The organism is Acetobacter persici, assembly GCF_018256955.1.
Taxonomy (GTDB): domain Bacteria; phylum Pseudomonadota; class Alphaproteobacteria; order Acetobacterales; family Acetobacteraceae; genus Acetobacter; species Acetobacter persici.
In genome coordinates this window covers 442464-467977 of the sequence record NZ_JAERKU010000002.1, presented here as the reverse complement: position 1 = coordinate 467977, position 25514 = coordinate 442464, and the positions used below count along the sequence as shown (strand labels likewise).

Below are 25514 nucleotides of genomic sequence, written 5' to 3'. Positions count from 1 at the left end.
GCTCTCCTTCATGCGGTGACGGCACGAAATAAAGACACCTCGCCTCATTGCGTGGGCTTCAGGCACATCACCATACGGATCTTTACGGGAGTGCTCGCAAAGACCCGAAAAAACGATTTTTTTGCTGGGCAGCCGTCAAGCGCGAGACGGAACAGACAGATCGTAAGATCTCACCCAAACAGCCATAAGGACGGAGAAAAACTCAACATCCGGGCTGATAACAACGCCCACACTGGCGTGGACGCTTCTGCCAGAAAGGCAGATGAGGCCAGCATGAAGACGCTGGCCTCCCTGATCAGACTCTGGAAGCCTCAGGCTGCCAGATCGTGCTCTTCCGTCACTTCCGGACGGGGGCCGCTATCCTGGCCCTTTGCACTGATATCGCGGTCGATCAGTTCGATCACAGCCATATCAGCCGCGTCACCATAACGGACGCCAGCACGCATCACGCGGGAATACCCACCGGTGCGGCCCTTGTAGCGTTCTGCAATCGCGGAGAACAGTTTCTTCACGATCACTTCGTCACGCAGCATGGCATAAGCCTGACGACGAGCGTGCAGATCACCACGTTTGCCCAGCGTGATCAGCTTTTCGACGACGGGACGCAGTTCCTTCGCCTTGGGCAGAGTGGTCGTGATCTGCTCGTGTTTGATGAGAGCAACGGCCATGTTGCGAAACATTGCCGCGCGGTGAGAAGAGGTTACGCCGAGCTTTCTGCCGGCCATCCGGTGACGCATAGTTCAGTTCCTAGTCAATAAGATGTGGACTTAGAACGGCTCATCAAGCCGCTTTGCCAGATCTTCAATATTTTCCGGCGGCCAGGCCGGCACATTCATACCCAGAGAAAGCCCCATGGAGGTCAGGACTTCCTTGATCTCGTTCAGAGACTTACGCCCAAAGTTCGGAGTGCGCAGCATTTCCTGCTCGCTCTTCTGGACCAGGTCCCCGATATAGATGATGTTGTCGTTCTTCAGGCAGTTAGCGCTACGAACAGACAGCTCAAGCTCGTCAACCTTACGCAGCAGGTTACGGTTGAAGGGCAGGTCATCCTGCGGCTCTTCAGCCTGAACCGGACGCGGTTCATCAAAGTTGATGAACAGTTGCAACTGATCCTGAAGGATTCGGGCTGCAAGAGCAACTGCATCTTCCGGCGTGATGGCGCCGTTGGTTTCCACCGTCAGCAGCAGCTTATCAAAGTCTGTTACCTGACCAACACGGGTCGGCTCAACCTTGTAAGATACGCGCTTGACCGGAGAATAGATGGCATCAATCGGGATAAGACCGATCGGCGCATCTTCCGGACGGTTTGCAGCAGCAGGGACATAACCCTTGCCCATGTTCACCACAAATTCCATGCCCAGCTTCACACCGTCATCCAGTGTGCACAGAACCAGATCAGGGTTCATGACTTCAATGTCATGTCCGGTCTGGATCTGGCCGGCACGCACTTCACCAGGGCCTGTCGCCGTCAGCACCATGCGCTTCGGGCCTTCTCCGTGCATACGCAGTGCGAGCTGTTTGATGTTCAGGACAATGTCCGTCACATCTTCGCGCACACCCGCAACAGAAGAGAACTCGTGCAGGACGCCGTCAATCTGCACGGCTGTAACCGCAGCCCCCTGCAGGGAAGACAACAGCACACGACGCAGGGCGTTGCCCAGTGTCATACCAAAACCGCGTTCCAGCGGTTCTGCCACAACTGTCGCAATACGTGTCGGTTCCACGCCGGATTCGACTTCAAGCTTTTCGGGCTTGATCAGAGATTGCCAGTTTTTCTGAAGGACCAAGGTACCGGCCTTTCAATATGAAAAAACACTGCAGATCGCAGCGATTTCTCAGAAAATTAACAGAACAGCGAAAAGATGGCGGCTACACTCAGGTAGCCGCACAACCTTAATGCTTAGACGCGACGACGCTTGCGCGGGCGGCAACCGTTGTGCGGTACCGGCGTCATGTCACGGATAGAGGTAATGGAAAAACCGACAGCCTGCAGAGCACGCAGAGCGCTTTCACGCCCTGACCCAGGGCCGGACACTTCGATTTCCAGCGTTTCCATGCCGTGTTCACGGGCCTTGCGGCCTGCGTCTTCAGCAGCAACCTGCGCCGCATACGGCGTAGACTTACGGGAGCCTTTGAAGCCCTGAGCACCGGCTGAAGACCAGGAAATTGCATTTCCCTGCGCATCAGAGATGGTGATCATGGTGTTGTTAAACGTGGACAGAACATGTGCCACGCCAGAAATAATGTTCTTGCGCTCTTTTTTACGAATACGCGGTGTAGCGGCTTTCGCCATTGTTTTCCTACCTCAGTCCCTGCCCAGAAGCCCGCAAAAGCCGTCCGGAAATCCTCAACAAATCAGATTAACGCGTGGCTTTCTTCTTACCAGCGATCGCCACAGCCTTACCCTTACGTGTACGGGCGTTGGTGTGGGTTCTCTGACCATGCACCGGCAGGCCGCGACGGTGACGGAGACCGCGGTAGCAGCCCAGATCCATCAGACGCTTGATGTTCATTGCGACTTCACGACGCAGGTCACCTTCAACGCGATAGTCGGTGTCGATCACTTCACGCAGCTTTGCGATTTCATCATCGCTCAGCTCGTTCACGCGCTTTGCATCGGCAATGCCAACCTTCTCGCAGATCTGAGCTGCCTTGGTTGCGCCAATTCCGTAAATATACTGAAGCCCGATAACAACCCGTTTGTTGGTCGGGACATTCACGCCGGCAATACGTGCCACGCTTTACACTCCTGTCGGTTCAACTCGCTGGTCGAACACTACTGGCATCACATGGATGCATGATTTCAATCAGTGGCCGCGAAATATACCGGCCACCTGCACAAGTCAACGAAAACAGATCACTTTTTCGTGAGCTGTCACTTTCCCGCCATGACAGCTTCAATGTCTGCCGTGACCTGAGCGGTCGGAAGCATTCCATTAATTTTATAAAGCCGTCCGGTTTTTTCATAAAAAGGAAGAATCGGAGCCGTCAGATTCCGGTATTCCTTCAGGCGCTCAACAACCGTTTCGCGCTTGTCATCCGCCCGCCGCTTGAATTCGTGGCTGCCGCATACATCACACTCGCCTTCCTTTTTAGGAGGCTTGGAGACTTCGTTATACGTCGCGCCACACTTGCTGCACGTAAAGCGTCCAGAGATTCGGTCTGCCAGAATGTCTTCATCAACATCCAGAAACAGAACCACATCTATTTTTTTATTCTCGGCAGAAAGCATCTTATCCAGCGCATCTGCCTGCCCGAGAGTGCGCGGGAATCCATCCAGGATGAATCCCTTTGCACAGTCAGGCTGCCCGATACGGGAATGTAGCATGGCGATAATCAGCTCATCCGGCACCAGTTTCCCGGCATCCATCAGAGATTTTGCCTGCTTACCAATGTCAGACCCACGCGCAACCTCGGCACGCAGCATGTCACCGGTAGAAATCTGCACCAGACCGTACTGCTCTTCCAGTCGCTTGGACTGCGTGCCCTTCCCGGCACCGGGAGGCCCCAGAAAAATCACGTTCATCGTCTGATAACCCTCTGCTTCTTGCCACCACGAGACCGCCGCATAAGCCCCTGATACTGATGCGCAACAAGATGCGACTGCACCTGCGTCACGGTATCAATAGTGACCGACACGATAATGATCAGACTTGTGCCGCCAAAATAGAAAGGCACGTTGTAACGGCTGATCAGAATCTGCGGTAACAGACACACAAGAACCATATAGGCAGCGCCAATCGTCGTGAGGCGCGTGAGAATTTTATCGAAGTAGGTTGCTGTGGCCGCACCGGGGCGAATACCCGGAATAAAGCCCCCCTGCTTACGCAGGTTATCCGCAGTTTCCGCCGGGTTAAACGTGACTGCCGCATAAAAATACGAGAAGAACACGATCATGGCGGCGTAGAACAGCATATAGAGCGGCTGCCCCTGCCCCAGCTCTTCACCCAGAAACGACAACCAGCCCGGCATAGACTTCCCGTTCATGAAGCCGGAGATGGTGACCGGAATCAGAAGCACAGACGAAGCAAAAATCGGCGGAATGACGCCCGCTGTATTCACTTTAAGAGGCATGTGGGTGGTATCCCCCCCAAACATCCTCTGTCCCATCTGTCGCTTGGGATACTGGATCACAACTCGCCGTTGTGCCTGCTCCATAAACACGATGAACGTAATGGTCACCGCAGCCAGAACAAGAAAGACCAGCACGAAGAAAGGTGAAAGCGCACCCGTGTATCCAAGCTGGAACAGACTTGCCATGGCATGCGGCAGGTTCGCCACAATACCGGCAAAGATAATGAGGGAGATCCCGTTCCCGACACCTCGGGACGTAATCTGCTCACCCAGCCACATCAGGAACATGGTGCCACCCACAAGGGTGATCACGCAGGAAACCAGAAAGAACACGCCAGGGTTCACAACAGCGGATCCCGCTGCGCTATGCATACTCTCAAGCCCGACGGCAATGCCGTAAGCCTGAAATAACGCAATAAACACAGTCAAATAGCGTGTGTACTGATTGAGCTTTTTCCGCCCCTGCTCACCTTCTTTTTTCAAGGCTTCCAGAGAAGGAACTGCCGTGGACATCAACTGCACGATAATCGAGGCAGAAATGTAAGGCATGATATTGAGGGCAAAAACGGTCATACGCCCAAGCGCACCACCGGTGAACATGTTGAACATGCCCAGAATGCCACCCTGATGCTGAGCCAGAAGCTGCCCCATCACCGTCGCATCCACACCCGGAACCGGAATGTATGTGCCAAGACGGTAAATAATCAGCGCACCAAGCGTGAACCAAATCCGCTTTTTGAGTTCGGTTGCCTTGGCAAAGGAGCCCACATTGAAGTTGGCAGCCAACTGTTCGGCCGCGGAAGCCATGCATCCGTCCTTTCACACAAACAGCGCCACCACATAACGCGGGACGCTGTCATGATAGTCTAAGAGTTAACCCAGACCACATCTGGAGAAGTATCAGCCAGAAGAACAGTACAGGACTGCCCTTCTGACCAAAACATCAGGATGCGCTGGCTTCAGCAGCCTTAGGAGCCACCAGGACCTTGATGGACCCGCCAGCTTTCTCAATAGCTGCAACTGCAGAAGCAGAAGCACCAGACACTTCGAACGTGACAGCGCGGGTCAGTTCGCCTTCAGCCAGAATACGCACACCAGCATATTTGCCCGTGCCGACCAGACCGGCAGTTTTCAGCGTTTCTTCCGTCACTGTCGTGCCAGCTTCAAGCTTACCATCAGCAAAGGCTTTTTCAATGGCACCGAGGTTAACCGGAGCATAAGCCTTACGGAAGATGTTTTTGAAGCCACGCTTCGGCAGACGACGATAAATCGGCAGCTGACCACCTTCAAAGCCGTTCAGGGACACGCCTTCACGTGCTTTCTGCCCCTTCACACCTTTACCGGAGGTCTTGCCTTTACCAGAACCGATACCACGACCGAGACGCTTTTTGCGATAACGAGAGCCTTCGTTATCACGCAGTTCGTTCAGATTCATATCAATCCTCCACCTTCACGAGGTGGGCCACCTTACGGACCATACCACGGGTTGAAGGGGTATCTTCCAACACCCGCTCACGCCCGATCTTGTTCAGACCGAGACCCACAAGGGTCTCTTTCTGGCCAGGCTTGCGGCCGTTACCGGACGCAATCTGAATGACTTTGAAGGTTTTAGCTTCAGACATCTGCAGCCTCCACACCTGAAGCAGCCTGATCGCGCTTACCGAAGATTTCAGCAACCTTCTTACCGCGACGGTTTGCGACAGAACGAGGGCTTGCACAACGCTCAAGCGCCGCGAACGTCGCTTTCACCATGTTGTGCGGGTTACGCGTCCCGAGGGACTTGGCAACCACGTCATTGATGCCCAGGCTTTCAAAAACAGCGCGCATCGGGCCGCCGGCAATGATCCCCGTCCCTGCTTCAGCAGAGCGCAGAACAACCTTACCAGCGCCGAAGTGACCAGCCACATCGTGATGCAGCGTGCGGCCTTCCTTCATCGGCACGCGGATCATGCCACGCTTGGCACGTTCCGTTGCCTTACGGATAGCTTCCGGCACTTCACGGGCTTTACCAGCACCATACCCAACGCGGCCTTTCTGGTCACCAACGACAACCAGAGCAGCGAAGGCAAAGCGCCGACCACCCTTAACAACCTTAGCAACGCGGTTGATGGTGACCAGTTTATCAACCAGTTCATCGCCTTCGCGTTCGCGATCACGGCCGCCTCGACCGCCTTCTCTTGGTTCACGAGCCATTACGTGATCCTTTCCTCAGAAGGAGAGACCGCCCTCGCGGGCAGCCTCCGCCAGGGCTTTCACGCGCCCATGATAAAGATACGACCCCCTGTCGAAAACAACCTGGGAGACGCCGGCAGCCACAGCACGCTGCGCAACAAGTTTACCAACAGCGCCAGCGCTGTCCTTGTTGGCACCGGTCTTCAGAGACGAGCGCAGTTCTTTATCCAGGCTGGAAGCGGCAGCAAGGGTGCATCCGCGCACGTCATCAATGACCTGCGCATAGATGTTCTTGCCAGACCGGAAGACCGACAGACGCGGACGACCACCAGCCTTGCGACGGAGCTGAAAACGCAGGCGAGCACGCCGACGGTTCCGCAGTTCCTGCTGAGTGCTCATTATTTCTTCTTGCCTTCCTTGCGACGAATGGTTTCCGTCTCATAACGCACACCCTTGCCTTTATAGGGCTCAGGCTTACGAAAATTGCGAATATCAAGAGCAACCTGCCCAACGCGCTGCTTGTCGATACCTTCGACAAGGATAGCTGTCGGACGCGGCGTGGAGATCTTGATACCCTGCGGGATCGGATAAACCACGTCGTGAGAATAGCCCAGGTTCATCACAAGATTAGAACCCTGCACAGCAGCACGATAACCGGTGCCGTTGATCTCAAGAGCCTTTGAGAACCCTTCAGAAACACCTTTGATCGCCGTTGCAATCAGAGCGCGGGTTGTGCCCCACATCATACGAGCCTGCGCTGCAGTCCCAACCGGACGCACCGCAACTTTCCCGTCTGAAATTTCCGCTTCAATGTGAGAGGAAAGCGGCAGAGCGAGTTCGCCCAGCTTTCCCTTCGCCTTGAAAACACCGTCTGCAATCGAGACAGTCACCCCTGCGGGAACATCAACGGGATATTTGCCTACACGTGACATGTATCCCTCCTCAGAACACGCGACAGAGGACTTCACCGCCAACATTGGCAGCGCGAGCCTCGACATCAGACAGAACACCACGCGGTGTGGACAGGATCGAAACCCCGAGCCCAGCACGCACCCGCGGCAACTCTTTAATTTTGGAATACACACGACGGCCCGGACGGGACACGCGGTGGATTTCCTTAATAACCGGCTCGCCTTCGGAATATTTCAGCTCGATATGGAGCTGAGTGATGCCTTTGCGAATTTCTTCGTGTGAGTAGCCACGGATGTAGCCTTCACGCTGCAGGGCATCAAGAACATTCGAACGCAGCTTGGAAGCCGGCGACACGCAGGACACATGGCGTGCACGCTGCGCGTTACGAATACGGGTGAGCATATCACCCAGCGGATCAGAAAGTGACATTGTGCGCCCTTACCAGCTAGCTTTGACCAGGCCCGGGATCTGCCCGTTTGAAGCCAGATCACGCAGTGCAATACGGCACAGCTCAAACTTGCGGTAGTTACCGCGAGAGCGCCCCGTAAGTTTGCAACGGAGACGGACACGTACGCGTGAACCATTCCGCGGCAGTTCAGCCAGCTTTAAAGACGCATCAAACCGATCTTCTACAGGAAGCGAGCGGTCCATCACAATGTTCTTCAGCGCCGCACGCTTTTCCTTGTCGCGCGCAGCCATGCGTGTCCGCTTGGCATTACGCGTGATGGCAGAAGTCTTAGCCATATAATTTTATCCTCCGGAACCCTTCGAAAACCTTCGATGGTTTTCCAAGACAACAACACCTGGTGACAGGTAACCTATTTCACTCAGGCAGCAAAGGGGAGATCGAACGCTTTAAGAAGCGCCTTAGCCTCAGCATCCGTCTTTGCGCTGGTCACAAACACCACGTCCATCCCGCGAACTTCGTCTACTTTATCGTAGTCGATTTCAGGGAAAACGATCTGTTCTTTCAGACCAAGAGCGAAGTTACCACGTCCGTCAAACCCCTTGTTAGCCGGCAGACCACGGAAATCGCGAATGCGGGGCATTGCGATCGTGACCAGACGATCAAGGAATTCATACATCTGCGCACGGCGCAGCGTAACCTTACAACCGATCGGCAGACCTTCACGGATTTTGAAGCCCGCGATGGCTTTCTTTGCAACAGTTTTAACCGGCTTCTGACCTGCAATCAGCGTCATTTCAGCAACGGCAGCGTCCAGTTTCTTCTGGTCGCCCGCAGCTTCACCAACGCCCATATTCAGGACAATTTTTTCCAGCCGAGGAACCTGCATGATGTTTTTGTAACCAAACTGTTCACGCAGTTTAGCGCGCAGTTCGGCTTCATAACGTTCCTGCATACGAGGAACGGAACGAACGCCCTTAGACTCACTCATTCTCGCCCCCTCAGCCTTCAATCACTTCGCCGGTTGCTTTTGCAACACGAACTTTCCGCCCGTCTTCCAGAACACGGAACCCAACGCGGGTCGGTTTCTTGGAGGCCGGATCGACCAGTTTCAGATTCGACAGATGAATCGGGGCTTCACGCGTGATGATGCCGCCTTCTTCACCCATACGCGTTGCTTTCTGGTGACGCTTAACAAGCGCTACACCACGAACAATCGCGCGATTTTCAGCCGGGCGGACAGAGAGAACTTCACCCTGAGTTCCTTTGGAGGAACCCGTGATGACAACAACCGTATCGCCTTTTTTAATGCGAGCAGCCATTTATAGAACCTCCGGCGCCAGAGAGATAATTTTCATGAACTTGCGCGCACGCAGTTCACGAACAACCGGGCCGAAGATACGGGTGCCGATCGGCTCCTGCTGCTTGTTGATCAGAACAGCAGCGTTCTTATCAAAACGGATCGCGCTCCCGTCGGGGCGGCGAACCGGATAAGAGGTACGCACGATAACAGCTTGGTGCACGTCGCCTTTTTTCACCTTCCCACGGGGGATGGCTTCCTTGACAGACACGACGATCACGTCGCCGACCGAGGCGGACTTCCGCTTGGAGCCGCCCAGTACCTTGATGCACTGCACCTGACGCGCACCAGAATTGTCGGCCACGTCGAGGTTGGTCTCGGGATGGATCATGAACTAGATATCCTTACCTTACGCTGACACGCCAGCGGAGGACGCATCAACGACCTCACCATTGCGTGCCACCACGGCCCACGTCTTGCGCTTGGAAATCGGCGTGCATTCAATGATGCGCACGCTATCGCCCACTTTGCAGACATTCTCTTCATCATGCGCCGCATATTTTTTAGAGCGACGAATGAACTTCTTATACAGCGGGTGCATGACGCGACGATCGACAAGAACCGTTACGGTCTTATCCATTTTGTCGCTGGTCACACGCCCGGTAAGGACGCGCCTTGGCATCGTCCAACTCCCTTCAGGAAATGGCGGCAGATGTTTTAGCACCCGCCGCAGTCTTCTTTGTATTCTGCGCGTCAATCGTCTTGATGCGCGCAATTTCACGACGGACCACACGAATGCGGCTCTGGCCTTCGTTCTGCCCGGTTGCCTGCTGGAACCGGAGATTGAGCTGCTCACGCTTCAGCTCAAGCAGAAGTGCGTTCAGTTCGTCGGCCGTTTTGGCACGCAGGTCAGCGGGCTTTGTTGCCTTCGCCATCTTACGCATCTCCAATTCGGGTCACAAATTTTGTCTTGATCGGCAGCTTTGCTGCACCGAGAGCCAGCGCTTCACGCGCGATCTCGGGCGGCACGCCTTCGATTTCAAACAAAATGCGACCGGGTTTCACACGGGCCACCCAGTATTCGGGAGATCCCTTGCCCGAGCCCATACGCACTTCTGCAGGCTTTGTCGAGACCGGAAGGTCAGGAAAAATACGAATCCACACGCGACCTGCACGTTTCATCGCTCTGGTGATAGCCCGACGAGAGGCTTCAATCTGCCGTGCGGTGATACGTTCGGGCTGAAGAGCCTTCAGACCAAACGTACCGAAGTTGAGCGTCGTGCCGCTTTTGGCCAGGCCGTGAATACGACCTTTGTGAGCCTTACGGAATTTAGTTCGCTTCGGAGAGAGCATTGTCTTCTATCCTTCGCCTCAGCGCTGAGGGGCCTGCTCGGCCGCCCGGCGGTCCTGAGCCAGTGGGTCATGGGCCAGGATCTCACCTTTGAAGATCCACACCTTCACACCGCAAGCACCATACGTGGTCTGTGCAGTCGCCGTCCCGTAATCGATATCTGCACGGAGCGTATGCAGGGGCACACGTCCTTCACGATACCATTCGATACGGGCGATTTCTGCACCGCCAAGACGGCCGGAGCAGTTGATCCGGATACCCTGTGCGCCAAGACGCATAGCGGACTGCACGGCGCGCTTCATGGCGCGACGGAAGGCCACACGGCGTTCGAGCTGCTGCGCAATGTTGTCAGCAACCAGCGTGGCGTCGATTTCCGGCTTGCGGATCTCAACAATGTTGAGAGCCACTTCCGTACCGGCCATTTTGGTCAGCTCTTTACGCAGAGCGTCAATGTCCTGACCTTTTTTACCGATCACAACGCCCGGACGTGCTGCATAAATCGTAACGCGCGGCTTTTTGGCCGGACGTTCGATCACAACGCGGGACACACCAGCACCAGACAGCTTGCGACGCAGGAAAGCGCGCAGCTTCAGGTCAGCGTGCAGCAGACGAGAATAGTCGGAGTCAGCGTACCAACGGCTATCCCAGGTGCGATTGATTCCGAGCCGCAGCCCGATTGGATTGACTTTATGTCCCATACGTCAGGCTGCCTTCTGCTCAGGAGAAGCTGCTTCGGGCTGCGGAGCCCGTTCTGCAACAACAATCTTCAGATGGCTGAAGAATTTTTCCACACGGGCGGAACGACCACGGCCACGCGCATGGAAGCGACGCATGACAATGGACTTCCCGACCTCAGCCGTCTTCACAACCAGCTGGTCAACGTCCAGCTGGTGATTGTTCTCAGCATTTGCAATCGCGCTTTCCAGAGTCTTTTTGACTTCCTGGGCAATGCGACGCTTGGAGAACGTCAGGGTTGCAACAGCCTGAGACGCGGGCTTGTTGCGGATCAGACCGGCAACAAGGTTCAACTTGCGGGGACTAACCCGGATGTTGCGCGTGATCGCCTGCGCTTCTGTTTCCGCGAGCGTGCGCGGATGCTTCGGCTTGCTCATCTTAGCCCCGCTTCGACTTCTTATCGGCCCCATGCCCGTGGAACGTACGGGTGGGAGAAAATTCACCGAACTTGTGTCCGACCATATTCTCCGTCACCTGTACAGGCAGGAACTTCTGACCATTATAAACACCGAACGTCAGACCAACGAACTGCGGAAGGATCGTAGAACGACGTGACCAGATCTTGATCACTTCGTTACGACCCGACGCGCGGGACGTTTCAGCTTTGCTCAGCAGATACCCGTCGACGAACGGGCCTTTCCAGACGGAACGTGCCATCTTCTATTGCCCCTTACTTGCCGGTCTTTCGACGACGGATAATCAGACTGTCCGTACGCTTGTTGACCCGAGTTTTGTAACCTTTGGTCGGCTTGCCCCACGGCGTAACCGGATGACGGCCACCAGAGGTGCGGCCTTCACCACCACCATGCGGATGGTCGACCGGGTTCATCACAACGCCGCGGTTATGCGGGCGACGACCCAGCCAGCGCGCACGGCCAGCCTTACCAATGTGCTGGTTCATGTTGTCCGGGTTGGAGACAGCCCCAACCGTTGCCATGCACTCACCACGCACAACACGCAGTTCACCAGACTGCAGCTTGATCTGCGCATAGCCGGCATCTTTACCGACCAGCTGCGCATACGTCCCGGCAGAGCGGGCCAGCTTGCCACCGGCACCCTGCTTCAGTTCGATGTTATGCACGATCGTACCAACCGGAATCGCTGCCAGCGGCATGGCGTTACCCGGCTTGATGTCAACGCGAGCGCCAGCGATGACATTGTCACCCACTTTCAGACGCTGCGGAGCCAGGATGTAAGCCAGCTCACCATCTTCGTACTTCACCAGCGCAATGAAGGCGGTACGGTTGGGGTCATATTCCAGACGCTCAACCGTGCCCAGCACGTCAAATTTGCGACGTTTGAAGTCGACATAACGGTAAGACTGCTTGTGCCCGCCGCCACGGAAACGAGACGTTGTGCGACCGTTGTTGTTACGACCGCCCGTCTTGTTTTTACCTTCCGTCAGCTGCTTGACCGGCTTGCCCTTCCAGAGGTCGGAACGATCAATCAGAACCGTACCACGAAGGCTCGGCGTGACGGGATTAAAGTGCTTCAGTGCCATTTGTTCCTACCCCACGTCACGCCAGTTTAGCGGTAAGGTCAATGGACTGACCTTCCGCAAGCTGGACGAACGCCTTCTTGATATCAGAACGCTGCCCCAGACGCCCCTTGAAGCGCTTGGTCTTGCCCTTCTGGACAAGCGTGTTAACGCCAACAACCTTGACGCCGAACAGTGTTTCCACAGCCACTTTGATTTCAGGCTTGGTTGCAGAGATCGCAACCTTGAAAACAACCTGATTCTTCTCTGAAAGCGCGGTTGCTTTCTCGGTGATCAGCGGAGAACGAACAATGTCGTACATCGCTTCCCGGGAAAGACGCTCGGCTTTCTTGCGCAGAGCAAGAATGTTCGTCATGCCAGGCGCTCCTTCAGACCCTCGAGGCCAGCCTGCGTAATCGCCAGGACCTCGTGATTAAGAATGTCATAAACATTGGCGCCAATTGTCGGCAGGATATCAATGCGCGGCAGGTTGCTTGCAGCGCGCAGAAAGCCTTCGTCAACAGAGGCATCAACAATCAGGGCAGATTTCCAGCCAAGCGTTTTCAGCTTTGCAGCCAGTTCGCTCGTGCGGGCCACACCAGAAGCAGACTGAAGGACAACCAGCTTGCCTTCTTTTGCTTTCTGGGACAGCGCAGAGATCAGACCCAGACGGCGAACCTTCTTGGGAAGGTCATATCCGTGGTCACGCACAACCGGACCATGGACTGCGCCACCGGTACGATACTGCGGTGCACGAAGAGAACCCTGACGGGCGCTACCTGTGCCTTTCTGGCGGTACGGCTTCTTGGTCGTGCCGGACACTTCGCCCATGCCTTTGACCTTGTGCGTACCAGCGCGGCGCTTGGCCAGCTGCCAGTGAACAACGCGCGCCATGATGTCATTGCGCGGCGCGACAGCAAACAGCGCTTCGGGAAGCGTTGCAGAACCTGCGGTGCCGTTATCAAGCGTTTTGATTTCGATTTCCATGACCTCAGCCCTCCGCCGTCACGAGAGCGGCCGGATACGGCGCATCGACATGGCGGGCTTTTTTAATTGCATCACGGACCAGAACGACACCGTTTTTAGCTCCGGGAACGGAACCACGGATCATGATCAGGTTCTTTTCCGGATCGATCGCAGCAATTTCAAGATTCAGCGTGGTAATACGCTCATCGCCAAGGTGACCGGCCATCTTCTTGTTCTTGAAGGTCTTGCCCGGATCCTGACGGTTACCGGTAGAACCATGTGAACGGTGAGAGATGGACACGCCGTGGGAGGCTTCCAGACCGGCAAAGTTCCAGCGCTTCATGGCGCCTGCGAACCCTTTACCTTTGCTGGTACCCGTCACGTCGACTTTCTGGCCCACAACAAAGTGAGCTGCGGAAAGAGAAGCGCCGATATCCAGCGTAGCATCATCAGCTACGCGGAATTCAACCAGCTTCTTCTTCGGCTCAACCTGCGTGCGGGCAAAATGGCCACGGTTAGGTTTAGAGACATTTTTTACCTTGGCTTTGCCCATACCAAGCTGAAGGGCCGTATAGCCATCCCGCTCCTGAGTACGGACGTCCACCACCTGCACGGAATCCACATGCAGGACGGTAACGGGCACATGTGTGCCATCTTCCTTGAACAGTCGGGACATACCCAACTTTTTTGCGATCAATCCGGTGCGCATCGTCTGGACCTTAAAGTTTGATCTCGACATCCACGCCAGCGGCGAGGTCGAGTTTCATGAGAGCGTCCACGGTCTGCGGAGTCGGCTCGACGATGTCGAGCAGGCGGCGATGAGTCCGAATTTCGAACTGCTCGCGACTTTTCTTATCCACGTGGGGAGAACGGTTCACTGTAAACCGCTCGATATGCGTCGGCAGCGGGATAGGACCCCGAACCCGCGCACCCGTACGCTTCGCCGTATTGACGATCTCTTTCGTGCTGTTATCGAGAACACGATGATCGTACGCCTTCAGGCGAATGCGGATGTTCTGGTTGTCCATTGTTTCTTAGTCCAACACTTTACTGGTCCGGGGTAACCCGGCCGCCAAGTAAGACCCCGACCGAAGACTCGGCCGGGGCCATCCAGTCCTAGGCTTCTAACCGATTAGTCGGTGATAGAAGCAACCACGCCGGCACCAACGGTGCGGCCACCTTCACGAATAGCGAAGCGCAGGCCTTCATCCATGGCGATCGGAGCGATCAGCTCAACATCCATGGCGCAGTTATCGCCCGGCATGATCATTTCCGTGCCTTCCGGCAGGTGAACAACGCCAGTGACGTCGGTCGTGCGGAAATAGAACTGCGGACGATAGTTGGTGAAGAACGGCGTATGACGGCCACCTTCATCCTTCGTCAGGATGTACGCTTCAGCTTTAAACTTCTTGTGCGGGGTGATGGAACCCGGCTTAGCCAGAACCTGGCCACGCTCAACGTCTTCACGCTTCGTGCCACGCACCAGCGCACCGATGTTGTCACCAGCTTCACCGCGATCAAGCAACTTACGGAACATTTCAACGCCCGTAACGGTCGTCTTAACGGTGTCCTTCAGGCCGACGATTTCAACTTCGTCACCCACGTTCACAACACCACGTTCGACACGGCCCGTCACCACGGTGCCACGACCGGAGATGGAGAACACGTCTTCGATCGGCATCAGGAACGGACGGTCAACCGGACGCTCCGGCTGCGGGATGTAGGAGTCAACTGCATCCATCAGGTCACGAACGCGGTTTTCGCCGATTTCCGGATCACCATCTTCCAGAGTAACCAGAGCGGAACCCTTGATGATGGGGATTTCGTCGCCCGGGAACTGGTAGGAAGACAGAAGTTCACGAACTTCCATTTCAACCAGCTCAAGCAGTTCCGGATCATCAACCTGGTCAACTTTATTCAGGAAGACAACCAGAGCCGGCACACCGACCTGACGAGCAAGCAGGATGTGCTCACGGGTCTGCGGCATCGGGCCATCAGCTGCGGAAACCACGAGGATAGCGCCGTCCATCTGCGCTGCACCCGTGATCATGTTCTTCACGTAGTCAGCATGTCCGGGGCAGTCGACGTGTGCGTAGTGACGGTTGGCCGTTTCATATTCCACGTGAGCCGTGGAGATGGTGATGCCACGAGCGCGCTCTTCAGGAGCAGCGTCAATCTGGTCATACGCCTTGAACTCAGCGCCACCGGCTTTCGCCAGCGTCTTGGTGATGGCGGCCGTCAGAGACGTTTTACCATGGTCAACGTGGCCGATGGTGCCGATGTTGCAGTGCGGTTTATTCCGCTCAAATTTAGCCTTAGCCATTTCTCTACTCCATACCCCGAAAATTTATCGGGATGCAGTTTTTAATAAGTCCGCCCCCACTCCACAAGGAGTGAATGCCATACTCAAAAGATTACCAGCGATAGTGGCTGAATGCCTTGTTGGCTTCGGCCATACGGTGGGTATCTTCACGCTTCTTAACAGCAGCGCCACGGTTGTTCACGGCATCCATCAGCTCGTTAGACAACCGGTCCTGCATGGTGTTTTCGCCCCGCTTGCGGGAAGCGTCGATCACCCAGCGAATGGCCAGCGCCTGACGGCGTTCAGCGCGAACTTCAACAGGCACCTGATAGGTCGCACCACCAACGCGGCGAGAGCGAACTTCTACTGCAGGCTTAACGTTATCCAGAGCATTGTGGAACAATGCGATCGGATCCGCAGAAGCTCCACTCCGGCGAACCATCGCCTCGAGAGCTCCATAAACAATCCTCTCCGCAGTGGATTTTTTGCCATCATACATCAGAGCGTTCATGAAACGCGTAATGACAATATCTCCGAACTTCGGATCAGGAAGAATCTCACGCTTAACAGCGCGGTGACGGCGGCTCATACCTTAACTTCCTCTTACTTCGGACGCTTCGCGCCGTAGAGCGAACGCCGCTGACGACGCTTAGCAATACCCTGGGTATCCAGGACACCGCGAAGGATGTGATAACGCACACCCGGAAGATCCTTTACACGACCCCCACGGATAAGCACGACGCTATGTTCCTGAAGGTTGTGACCTTCACCCGGAATATAACTCACCACCTCATAGCCGTTCGTCAGACGCACCTTTGCAACTTTACGCAGTGCGGAGTTCGGCTTTTTCGGCGTCGTCGTATAAACACGGGTGCAAACACCACGTTTCTGGGGGCAGCTCTGCAGTGCGGGCACTTTGTTGCGCTTGACTGCAGGCTTGCGCCCCTTGGCAATGAGCTGGTTGATGGTCGGCATGCGCCTTTCCCGATCCTTACACAGTTCGGCCGGCTAGCCTTTTTATCGGCTGCCGACTGTCATTTGAAAAACCCACCAGGCAACAACACCCGTGTGGGGCTATCTAGGCATCCGGCTTTTACTTCCAACCGGAAGCCAGCCGCATGCTTACACAAGAATTACGAATTTACCTCCGCTCCGGCACGGGAGCAGAAGCTGAGGGCTGCTAACTACCTCTCCCCCCCCCTTAAGTCAAGCGCGGTACGCGATTCTTAACCACGAAAATGAAAAGAAGCCCTCACATAAAAAAAGGGACCAGAGCATAACTCTGATCCCTCTTCTTCTTATGCCTGAGCGACGCGCGCTGCGTTACTCCGCAGCGGAGCGCCCGACACGCTGCCGGTCCTGAGACGCGGCGATTGCACGCAGACGGTTCATGACGCTGCCCGTCCCTGCCGGGATCAGACGGCCGACAATGACGTTCTCTTTCAGACCGTTCAGAGTATCCACCTTCCCTGCGGTAGCAGCCTCTGTCAGGACACGCGTGGTCTCCTGGAAGGATGCGGCAGAGATGAAGGACTGCGTCTGCAGAGAGGCCTTGGTAATACCCTGCAACACCGGCATCGCCACCGCAGGGCGCTCACCAGCATTCATACGCTTGGTATTTTCGGTCTCGTACTCAATCCGGTCAACGGTTTCACCAATGAGGTACGTCGTGTCACCCGGCTCCAGAATTTCGACCTTCTGGAGCATCTGACGCACGATAACCTCAATATGCTTATCGTTAATCTTCACACCCTGAAGACGATAGACATCCTGAATTTCGTTCACGAGGTAATCGGACAGAGCCTCAACCCCCATGACCTTCAGAATATCATGCGGCACGCGAGGACCATCGACCAGCGGATCGCCCTTTTCGACGAAGTCGCCTTCCTGAACGGACACGTGCTTGCCTTTGGGGATCAGATATTCCGTCTCTTCGCCTGTCTCATCATTCTTCACGATGACACGACGCTTGGACTTGTAATCTTTCCCAAATTCAACACGGCCTTCCATTTCCGCGATAATCGCATGGTCCTTCGGGCGACGAGCCTCAAAAAGCTCGGCAACACGCGGCAGACCACCGGTAATATCACGGGTCTTGGACCCTTCACGCGGCAGACGTGCCAGCACGTCACCCGCATGAACTTCGGCACCGTTTTCGACAGACAGCAGGGATTCAGGCGGGAGGAAGTAACGGGCGTCATTCCCGTTATCCAGCTTGATCACCTCACCCTTGGCGTCCTTCAGCTGCAGGCGCGGACGCAGATCAACGCCCTTCCCTGCCTGCTTGTAGTCCACCACGGTTTTTGCTGTCAGGCCTGTCACCTCATCCATACGCTCAACAAGCGTGATGGAGTCAATCAGGTCCAGATACTCAACCTTACCGGCTTTCTCGGTAATGATCGGCAGGGTGTAGGGGTCCCACTCGGCCAGCTTCTGAGCCCGTGTGACTTCCGCACCTTCCGTCGTAAGCAGTCGCGCACCATACGGCACACGATAACGGGCTTTTTCAACCCCGGCTTCGTCGGTCAGCAGAATTTCACAGTTACGGGCCATGACAACCGGCACGCCCTGACTGTTCTGCACGACGTTGCGGTTACGGATAACCACTTTACCATCACGAGACGCTTCGATCATTGACTGCTCAGCACCACGCTGCGCCGCACCACCGATATGGAAGGTACGCATGGTCAGCTGTGTACCCGGTTCACCGATGGACTGTGCGGCAATAACGCCAACAGCTTCACCAATGTTGACCGGCGTGCCGCGTGCCAGATCACGGCCATAGCAGTGACCACACACACCAACACGGCTGTCACAGGTCAGCACAGACCGGATCTGCACCGTTTCCACGCCTGAGCTTTCAATGCGTTCCGCATCGGCTTCATCAATCAGGCAGTTGCGCGGGGCAACAACCTTACCGGAAGCCGGATCGATCACATCAGCCGCCAGTGTACGACCAAGGATCCGCTCGGACAGAGAAGAAACAACTTCACCGCCGTCCATCACGGCACGAATGGTCAGGCCGCGCTCGGTGCCGCAATCGTTTTCAACGATGATGCAGTCCTGTGCCACGTCAACCAGACGACGCGTCAGATACCCGGAGTTTGCAGTCTTCAGAGCGGTATCGGCCAGACCCTTACGTGCACCGTGGGTAGACGTAAAGTAATCGAGAACCGACAGACCTTCTTTAAAGTTCGCAATAATCGGCTGTTCAATAATCTCACCAGACGGCTTGGCCATCAGACCACGCATACCGGCAAGCTGCTTCATCTGAGCCGGTGACCCACGAGCCCCGGAGTGGCTCATCATCCACACGGAGTTAATGGGCTTGCCGATTTCCTGACGGGAAATCTCTTTGGTCATAGCGGCCTGCACTTCGTCCGTGCAGCGTGACCAGGCATCAACCACCTTGTTGTAGCGTTCGCCTGCCGTGATCAGACCATCCTGATACTGCTGTTCAAATTCCTTGACTTCAGCCGCAGTGCGGTCAACCAGCACTTTCTTTTCAGCCGGGATGATCATGTCATCCTTACCGAAGGAAATACCGGCCTTTGCAGCGTGACGGAAACCAAGGGCCATCAGACGGTCACAGAAGATCACCGCTTCTTTCTGACCACAGTGACGATAAACCGTATCAATAACGTCAGACACGGCTTTCTTGGTCAGCTGCTTGTTGATCAGCGAGAACGGAATAGCGTCGCTCTTCGGCAGGATCTGCGCAATCAGCACACGTCCCGGCGTCGTGACGATCGTTTCATGCTGCTTCTTGCCGTCCGCATCAATGGTCTCGAAACGGGCACGGATTTTGTCATGCAGTTTCAGGACACCCGCGTTAAGCGCGTATTCCACTTCACCGATAGACGAGAAGGACGGAGCACCCTTTTTGGTGAGTTCACCCGTGGTGTCGTCATACTCATTCCGGTCAGGGGTTGCGCCAAATTCAGGCGTTTCAAGGCTGAGGTAATACAGGCCAAGAACGATATCCTGAGACGGCACGATGATCGGCTTACCGTTTGCCGGGCTAAGGATGTTGTTGGTGGACATCATCAGCACGCGTGCTTCAAGCTGGGCCTCAAGGCTCAGCGGCACGTGCACGGCCATCTGGTCACCGTCGAAGTCCGCGTTGAACGCGGTACAGACGAGCGGATGCAGCTGGATCGCTTTGCCTTCAACCAGCACAGGTTCAAACGCCTGAATGCCGAGACGATGGAGGGTCGGTGCGCGGTTCAGCATCACGGGATGCTCGCGAATGACCTCTTCCAGAATATCCCAGACTTCCGGACGTTCTTTTTCAACCATCCGCTTTGCAGCTTTAATGGTTGTGGCGTGGCCGTATTTTTCCAGCTTAGAGTAGATGAACGGCTTGAACAGTTCCAGCGCCATCTTCTTGGGCAGGCCGCACTGGTGCAGCTTCATTTCCGGGCCAACCACGATGACCGAACGGCCAGAGTAGTCAACACGCTTACCAAGAAGGTTCTGACGGAAGCGGCCCTGCTTGCCTTTCAGCATATCAGACAGGGACTTCAGCGGACGCTTGTTGGCACCGGTAATGGCACGGCCACGGCGGCCGTTGTCAAACAGGGCGTCAACAGCTTCCTGAAGCATACGCTTTTCGTTACGCACGATAATATCGGGCGCACGCAGTTCCATCAGGCGCTTGAGACGGTTGTTACGGTTGATAACGCGACGATACAGATCATTCAGATCAGACGTTGCGAAACGACCCCCATCAAGCGGCACCAGCGGACGGAGTTCCGGCGGAATGACGGGAACCAGATCAAGGATCATCCACTCAGGGCGAGAGCCGCTTTCTGAGAAGGCCTCAATCAGCTTCAGGCGTTTGACAAGCTTCTTGCGCTTGGCTTCAGACGTCGTCTCTTTCAGAGCCTGACGCAGTTCCACTTTTTCGGCATCACAGTCGATGCGTTCCAGCACCTTCTTGATAGCTTCAGCGCCGATCCCGACTTCAATCCCTTCTTCGCCATATTCATCCATGGCGTCGAGGTACTGTTCTTCCGTCAGCAGAGAATACTGCTTGAGCGGAGACGTGCCGGGTTCAAGAACGAGATAGTTCTCGAAATACAGCACTTTTTCGAGGTCTTTCAGCGTCATATCGACCATCAGGCCGATACGGCTCGGAAGAGACTTCAGAAACCAGATATGGGCAACGGGGCTGGCAAGCTGGATGTGACCCATCCGCTCGCGCCGCACTTTTGCCAGGGTGACTTCAACGCCGCATTTTTCACAGACAATACCGCGGAACTTCATCCGCTTGTATTTGCCGCACAGGCATTCATAGTCCTTGATCGGGCCAAAAATACGCGCGCAGAACAGACCATCACGCTCCGGCTTAAATGTCCGGTAGTTGATCGTCTCGGGCTTCTTGATTTCACCAAACGACCAGGACCGGATCTGCTCAGGCGATGCAAGCTGAATCTTGATCTGGTCGAAGGTCATCGCCTGGCCGGTCTGGCCAAGAATTTTCATGAGTTCATTCATGTGCCGAAGCCCCCAAAGGGAAATGAGGAGCCGGAATCGTCATTCCGGCCTCCCCCTCAAAATAAGAACGGATCGTGCTGCTAAGGGTCACTCTTATTTGGCCCCCTGCTCCAGCTCAACATTCAGGCCAAGGGACTTCAGTTCCTTGATCAGAACGTTAAAGCTTTCCGGAATACCGGCTTCAAAGTCATCCTGCTCACGCACAATGGCTTCATAGACCTTGGTTCGACCGGACACGTCATCCGATTTCACCGTCAGCATTTCCTGCAGCGTATATGCAGCACCGTAGGCTTCCAGAGCCCAGACTTCCATTTCACCGAAGCGCTGACCACCGAACTGCGCCTTACCACCTAGCGGCTGCTGAGTCACAAGAGAGTACGGACCGATGGAGCGTGCATGGATCTTGTCATCAACAAGGTGATGCAGCTTGAGCATGTAAATGTAGCCAACCGTGGTTTTACGCTCGAACGGCTCGCCAGTGCGCCCATCAATCAGCTGAGACTGACCAGATTTATCCACCCCTGCCTTTTCAAGCATGGCTTCAATATCCGGAATGGAAGCACCATCGAACACCGGCGTTGCAATCGGCACGCCTTTGCGCAGATTGTTGCACAGCTCAGTCAGTTCACGGTTGTCCATGTTGGCAATGGCATCGTCATAAATGTTCTGCCCGTAAACGTCTTTCAGACGGTCCAGCAGCTCCTGACGCTTTTCACCCGTGCGCTGGTATTCATCCACCAGATCACCAATGCCACGACCAAGGTTGGCACAGGCCCAGCCCAGATGCGTTTCCAGAATCTGCCCCACGTTCATACGGGACGGCACACCCAGCGGGTTCAGCACGATGTCAACAGACGTGCCATCTTCCAGGAAGGGCATGTCTTCAACAGGCACCACGCGGGAGACAACACCCTTATTTCCGTGACGACCGGCCATTTTGTCACCGGGTTGAAGCTTACGCTTCACGGCGACAAACACCTTGACCATTTTCATCACGCCGGGCGGCAGTTCATCACCACGCTGAAGCTTTTCAACCTTGCTTTCAAAGCGGGCCTGAATTTTTGCCACAGAGGCATCAAATTCACGACGCAGCGTTTCCAGCTCAGCCATCACCTCATCAGATGCGACGACGATGTTGCGCCATGCACCACGGGGATTTTCATCCAGAACTTCGTCCGTAATCACGGTACCGGAGCGGATACCCTTGAATCCGGCCCCTGCGGTCTGGTCGAGCAGCTTTTCACGCAGACGGCTGTAGAAAGAGCGTTCCTGAATGGCGCGCTCGTCATCACGGTCCTTGGACAGCCGTTCGATTTCGGCGCGTTCAATCGCCATCGCACGTTCGTCCTTGTCCACGCCGCGACGTGAGAACACGCGGACATCGACAATGGTGCCGGTTGTGCCGGGCGGCAGACGCAGAGAGGTATCCCGCACGTCAGACGCTTTTTCGCCGAAGATAGCGCGCAGAAGTTTTTCTTCCGGCGTCATCGGGCTTTCGCCCTTCGGCGTGACCTTACCGATAAGGATATCACCAGGGTTCACTTCAGCGCCAACGTAAACGATGCCAGCTTCGTCCAGATTCCGCAGCGCTTCTTCACCCACATTGGGGATATCACGCGTGATTTCTTCCTGACCCAGCTTGGTATCACGCGCCATGACTTCGAATTCCTCGATATGGATCGAGGTAAACACGTCATCTTTCGCGATACGTTCGGAAATCAGGATGGAATCTTCGAAGTTGTAACCGTTCCAGGGCATGAACGCGACGAGCGTGTTCCGGCCCAGAGCCAGTTCACCCAGTTCGGTTGACGGACCATCCGCAATGATATCGCCAGCAAGAACAGTGTCACCCACATGCACCAGCGGGCGCTGGTTGATGCAGGTCGACTGGTTGGAGCGGGAGTATTTCCGCAGACGATAGATATCGACACCCTGCGTCGAGCCATTGGCATCTGTTGCCCGGACAACGATACGCGCACCGTCGATCTGGTCCACAATCCCCTGACGACGGGCAACAATTGTCGCACCGGAGTCATGAGCCACTGCGGCTTCCATCCCTGTGCCAACCAGCGGCGCATCAGAGCGCACCAGCGGCACAGCCTGACGCTGCATGTTGGAACCCATCAGTGCGCGGTTCGCGTCATCGTTCTCAAGGAACGGAATGAGCGCGGCCGCGACAGACACGAGCTGCTTCGGAGAAACGTCACAGGCCGTCACTTCCGTCGGCGGCACGAGACGGAAGTCCCCGCCACGACGCACGGACACCAGATCCCCCGTCAGCGTACCATCGGCACTCTGCTCGGCATCGGCCTGGGCGACGACCAGCTTTTCTTCTTCCATGGCGGAAAGATATTTCCAGCCATCCTGAAGAACGCCGTCTTTCACCAGACGATACGGCGTTTCGATAAAGCCGTATTTGTTCACCTTGGCGTAGGTGGACAGGGAGTTGATCAGACCGATGTTCGGGCCTTCCGGCGTTTCAATCGGGCAGATACGGCCATAATGGGTCGGGTGAACGTCACGGACTTCAAAGCCTGCGCGTTCACGCGTCAGACCACCCGGACCAAGCGCTGAGAGACGACGCTTATGCGTGACTTCAGACAGCGGGTTTGTCTGATCCATGAACTGGCTGAGCTGGGAAGACCCGAAGAACTCACGCACAGCAGCAGCGGCAGGCTTCGCGTTGATCAGGTCATGCGGCATGACCGTATCAATATCGACAGAGCCCATCCGTTCACGAATGGCGCGTTCCATCCGCAGCAGACCGACGCGATACTGGTTTTCCATCAATTCGCCAACCGAGCGAACGCGGCGGTTACCAAGGTTATCAATATCATCGACCTGACCGCGGCCGTCCTTGAGTTCACACATCACCTTGATGGTACGCAGGATATCTTCCTTACGCAGAACGCGCACGGTATCCGGCACATCAATATCAAGGCGCATGTTCATCTTCACACGACCGACCGAAGACAAGTCATAGCGATCGGGATCAAAGAACAGCCCGTGGAACATGGCGTCGGCGGTTTCAGCCGTCGGCGGCTCACCCGGACGCATCACGCGGTAGATATCAATCAGCGCTTCATCACGCGCCGTGTTTTTATCAACAACCAGCGTGTTGCGGATCCACGGACCCTTGGCGGCGTCAATTGCCAGCACCGGCATTTCCGTCACACCAGCTTCTTCAAGCCCGGTCAGCGTGGCTTCCGTGATTTCGTCGCCAGCTTCCGCGTAGATCTCACCCGTGTCCAGATTGACCATATCCCGGGCAATAAAGCGGCCCAGCAGGTCGATCTCGCCCACCAGCACTTCACGGGTTTTTTCGGCAATCTTACGGACGGTACGGGCCGTCAGCTTAGCTTCTGCCTCGGCAACCACTTCCCCGGTTTCAGCATCCACCAGCGGTGCAAGCAGCTTCATGCCACGGAAAGAATCCGCATCAAACGGGCGGGCCCAGCCTTTAGCCGTCTTGGTGAAGGTAACGGTGTCATAGAAATAGGAGAGGATTTCATTATCATCCATCCCCTTGATATCCAGAGCATCAACGTCACCACCTTCTGCTGCTTTTGCCTTACGGGCAGCGGCAGAGGCCTCACCTTCCAGCGCATACAGCAGCGTGGTGACAGGCAGCTTACGCTTACGGTCGATACGCACATAGATCAGATCTTTGGCGTCAAATTCAAAATCGAGCCATGAACCACGATACGGAATGACGCGCGCGGCAAACAGATATTTGCCGGAAGAGTGCGTCTTGCCTTTATCGTGATCAAAGAACACACCCGGAGAGCGGTGCATCTGGCTGACGATAACTCGCTCGGTGCCGTTAACGATAAAGGTGCCGTTGTCGGTCATCAGGGGCATGTCGCCCATATAGACCGGCTGCTCCTTGATATCCCGGATGGAGCGGGAACCCGTATCTTCATCCACATCCCATACAATGAGACGCAGGATCACTTTCAGCGGGGCGGAATAGGTCAGCCCGCGCTGAATGCATTCTTCAACATCATATTTCGGCTCTTCAAATTCGTAGCTTACGAATTCAAGCCGCCCACGACCTGCAAAGTCGTTAATCGGGAAAACAGACCGGAAAACCTCCTGCAAACCCGTCGGTGTGCGCGCATCAGGCGACACATTCGCCTGAAGAAACGTCTCATAAGACGCGCGCTGCACATCAATCAGGTTCGGCATCGGAGCGATTTCGGGGATCCGCCCGAAACTCTTGCGAATCCGCTTCCGTCCTGTGAACGATTTGGTGATTGCGTTCATCTTCGCTCCTGCCCCGCCCTTGTCTCGGACCATCAGGCCCGCCGCGCTCTACCG

The 25514-nt window shown here is 55.5% G+C and carries 32 protein-coding genes; all 32 read right to left on the bottom strand.

Going from position 1 to position 25514, the window contains the following annotated elements; all coding sequences use genetic code 11:
• Positions 1-311 precede the first annotated feature (311 nt).
• On the bottom strand, positions 312-737 hold the full coding sequence (rplQ, locus tag JK199_RS04300) for a 50S ribosomal protein L17 (RefSeq protein ID WP_025826481.1): 426 nt from the start codon (positions 735-737) through the stop codon (positions 312-314).
• 30 nt (positions 738-767) lie between these two features.
• Positions 768-1787, bottom strand: coding sequence for a DNA-directed RNA polymerase subunit alpha (locus JK199_RS04295; protein WP_043552272.1), 1020 nt, complete (start codon positions 1785-1787; stop codon positions 768-770).
• Between the two features lie 113 nt (positions 1788-1900).
• The gene (gene rpsK / locus JK199_RS04290; RefSeq protein ID WP_006557780.1) at positions 1901-2293 is read right to left on the bottom strand and encodes a 30S ribosomal protein S11; all 393 of its coding nucleotides are present in this window, start codon (positions 2291-2293) and stop codon (positions 1901-1903) included.
• Positions 2294-2360: 67 nt separating this feature from the next.
• Positions 2361-2738 carry a 30S ribosomal protein S13 gene (gene rpsM, locus JK199_RS04285; RefSeq protein WP_025826479.1) on the bottom strand — a complete coding sequence of 126 codons (378 nt, stop codon included), beginning with the start codon at positions 2736-2738 and terminating at the stop codon, positions 2361-2363.
• A 137-nt stretch (positions 2739-2875) separates the two neighbouring features.
• A complete protein-coding gene (locus JK199_RS04280; RefSeq protein WP_035373734.1) occupies positions 2876-3526 on the bottom strand; it encodes an adenylate kinase in 651 nt (216 codons plus the stop codon).
• Positions 3523-4881 (bottom strand): preprotein translocase subunit SecY, encoded by a 1359-nt coding sequence (gene secY / locus JK199_RS04275; RefSeq protein WP_025826477.1) that lies wholly within the window; start codon positions 4879-4881, stop codon positions 3523-3525. Before secY ends, JK199_RS04280 begins: the two co-directional genes overlap by 4 nt.
• Positions 4882-5017: 136 nt before the next feature.
• Complete coding sequence (gene rplO, locus JK199_RS04270; protein ID WP_025826475.1) at positions 5018-5509, bottom strand: 50S ribosomal protein L15; 492 nt, start codon at positions 5507-5509, stop codon at positions 5018-5020.
• Between the two features lies 1 nt (position 5510).
• Positions 5511-5696, bottom strand: a complete 186-nt coding sequence (rpmD, locus tag JK199_RS04265) for a 50S ribosomal protein L30 (protein WP_025826473.1) — start codon at positions 5694-5696, stop codon at positions 5511-5513.
• A complete protein-coding gene (gene rpsE, locus JK199_RS04260; protein ID WP_025826471.1) occupies positions 5689-6267 on the bottom strand; it encodes a 30S ribosomal protein S5 in 579 nt (192 codons plus the stop codon). The genes rpmD and rpsE overlap by 8 nt, the downstream gene beginning before the upstream one ends.
• Before the next feature lie 15 nt (positions 6268-6282).
• Positions 6283-6645, bottom strand: coding sequence for a 50S ribosomal protein L18 (gene rplR, locus JK199_RS04255; RefSeq protein ID WP_077930120.1), 363 nt, complete (start codon positions 6643-6645; stop codon positions 6283-6285).
• On the bottom strand, positions 6645-7178 hold the full coding sequence (rplF, locus tag JK199_RS04250; RefSeq protein ID WP_077930121.1) for a 50S ribosomal protein L6: 534 nt from the start codon (positions 7176-7178) through the stop codon (positions 6645-6647). The genes rplR and rplF overlap by 1 nt, the downstream gene beginning before the upstream one ends.
• 10 nt (positions 7179-7188) lie before the next feature.
• Positions 7189-7587: a 30S ribosomal protein S8 gene (rpsH, locus tag JK199_RS04245; protein ID WP_025826465.1), complete on the bottom strand. Its 399-nt coding sequence runs from the start codon at positions 7585-7587 to the stop codon at positions 7189-7191.
• Positions 7588-7596: 9 nt separating this feature from the next.
• A complete protein-coding gene (gene rpsN / locus JK199_RS04240; protein ID WP_025826462.1) occupies positions 7597-7902 on the bottom strand; it encodes a 30S ribosomal protein S14 in 306 nt (101 codons plus the stop codon).
• An 83-nt stretch (positions 7903-7985) separates the two neighbouring features.
• Positions 7986-8555: a 50S ribosomal protein L5 gene (gene rplE, locus JK199_RS04235; RefSeq protein ID WP_025826460.1), complete on the bottom strand. Its 570-nt coding sequence runs from the start codon at positions 8553-8555 to the stop codon at positions 7986-7988.
• A 10-nt stretch (positions 8556-8565) separates the two neighbouring features.
• The gene (gene rplX / locus JK199_RS04230; RefSeq protein ID WP_077930122.1) at positions 8566-8886 is read right to left on the bottom strand and encodes a 50S ribosomal protein L24; all 321 of its coding nucleotides are present in this window, start codon (positions 8884-8886) and stop codon (positions 8566-8568) included.
• Positions 8887-9255, bottom strand: a complete 369-nt coding sequence (gene rplN, locus JK199_RS04225; RefSeq protein WP_006557767.1) for a 50S ribosomal protein L14 — start codon at positions 9253-9255, stop codon at positions 8887-8889.
• Between the two features lie 18 nt (positions 9256-9273).
• Positions 9274-9546 carry a 30S ribosomal protein S17 gene (rpsQ, locus tag JK199_RS04220; protein ID WP_025826456.1) on the bottom strand — a complete coding sequence of 91 codons (273 nt, stop codon included), beginning with the start codon at positions 9544-9546 and terminating at the stop codon, positions 9274-9276.
• A 13-nt stretch (positions 9547-9559) separates the two neighbouring features.
• On the bottom strand, positions 9560-9799 hold the full coding sequence (gene rpmC / locus JK199_RS04215; protein ID WP_077930123.1) for a 50S ribosomal protein L29: 240 nt from the start codon (positions 9797-9799) through the stop codon (positions 9560-9562).
• A 1-nt stretch (position 9800) separates the two neighbouring features.
• Complete coding sequence (rplP, locus tag JK199_RS04210; RefSeq protein ID WP_025826454.1) at positions 9801-10217, bottom strand: 50S ribosomal protein L16; 417 nt, start codon at positions 10215-10217, stop codon at positions 9801-9803.
• Between the two features lie 18 nt (positions 10218-10235).
• Positions 10236-10913, bottom strand: coding sequence for a 30S ribosomal protein S3 (gene rpsC / locus JK199_RS04205; protein WP_035373729.1), 678 nt, complete (start codon positions 10911-10913; stop codon positions 10236-10238).
• Between the two features lie 3 nt (positions 10914-10916).
• On the bottom strand, positions 10917-11327 hold the full coding sequence (gene rplV, locus JK199_RS04200) for a 50S ribosomal protein L22 (RefSeq protein ID WP_025826450.1): 411 nt from the start codon (positions 11325-11327) through the stop codon (positions 10917-10919).
• A gap of 1 nt (position 11328) precedes the next feature.
• Complete coding sequence (rpsS, locus tag JK199_RS04195) at positions 11329-11607, bottom strand: 30S ribosomal protein S19 (protein ID WP_025826448.1); 279 nt, start codon at positions 11605-11607, stop codon at positions 11329-11331.
• 13 nt (positions 11608-11620) lie between these two features.
• On the bottom strand, positions 11621-12451 hold the full coding sequence (gene rplB / locus JK199_RS04190; protein WP_025826446.1) for a 50S ribosomal protein L2: 831 nt from the start codon (positions 12449-12451) through the stop codon (positions 11621-11623).
• 16 nt (positions 12452-12467) lie between these two features.
• Positions 12468-12803 carry a 50S ribosomal protein L23 gene (locus tag JK199_RS04185; protein WP_025826444.1) on the bottom strand — a complete coding sequence of 112 codons (336 nt, stop codon included), beginning with the start codon at positions 12801-12803 and terminating at the stop codon, positions 12468-12470.
• Entirely contained in the window at positions 12800-13414 is a 615-nt protein-coding gene (rplD, locus tag JK199_RS04180; RefSeq protein ID WP_077930124.1) for a 50S ribosomal protein L4, read from the bottom strand. The genes JK199_RS04185 and rplD overlap by 4 nt, the downstream gene beginning before the upstream one ends.
• Positions 13415-13418: 4 nt before the next feature.
• On the bottom strand, positions 13419-14102 hold the full coding sequence (gene rplC / locus JK199_RS04175) for a 50S ribosomal protein L3 (protein ID WP_035373726.1): 684 nt from the start codon (positions 14100-14102) through the stop codon (positions 13419-13421).
• A 10-nt stretch (positions 14103-14112) separates the two neighbouring features.
• Positions 14113-14421: a 30S ribosomal protein S10 gene (gene rpsJ, locus JK199_RS04170; protein WP_007282720.1), complete on the bottom strand. Its 309-nt coding sequence runs from the start codon at positions 14419-14421 to the stop codon at positions 14113-14115.
• A 104-nt stretch (positions 14422-14525) separates the two neighbouring features.
• Positions 14526-15716: an elongation factor Tu gene (gene tuf, locus JK199_RS04165; protein ID WP_025826440.1), complete on the bottom strand. Its 1191-nt coding sequence runs from the start codon at positions 15714-15716 to the stop codon at positions 14526-14528.
• 91 nt (positions 15717-15807) lie between these two features.
• A complete protein-coding gene (gene rpsG, locus JK199_RS04160; protein ID WP_025826438.1) occupies positions 15808-16284 on the bottom strand; it encodes a 30S ribosomal protein S7 in 477 nt (158 codons plus the stop codon).
• 14 nt (positions 16285-16298) lie between these two features.
• The gene (rpsL, locus tag JK199_RS04155; protein ID WP_025826436.1) at positions 16299-16670 is read right to left on the bottom strand and encodes a 30S ribosomal protein S12; all 372 of its coding nucleotides are present in this window, start codon (positions 16668-16670) and stop codon (positions 16299-16301) included.
• 348 nt (positions 16671-17018) lie between these two features.
• Entirely contained in the window at positions 17019-21194 is a 4176-nt protein-coding gene (rpoC, locus tag JK199_RS04150; protein ID WP_212374013.1) for a DNA-directed RNA polymerase subunit beta', read from the bottom strand.
• A gap of 93 nt (positions 21195-21287) precedes the next feature.
• Entirely contained in the window at positions 21288-25460 is a 4173-nt protein-coding gene (gene rpoB, locus JK199_RS04145) for a DNA-directed RNA polymerase subunit beta (protein WP_077930126.1), read from the bottom strand.
• Positions 25461-25514 lie beyond the last annotated feature (54 nt).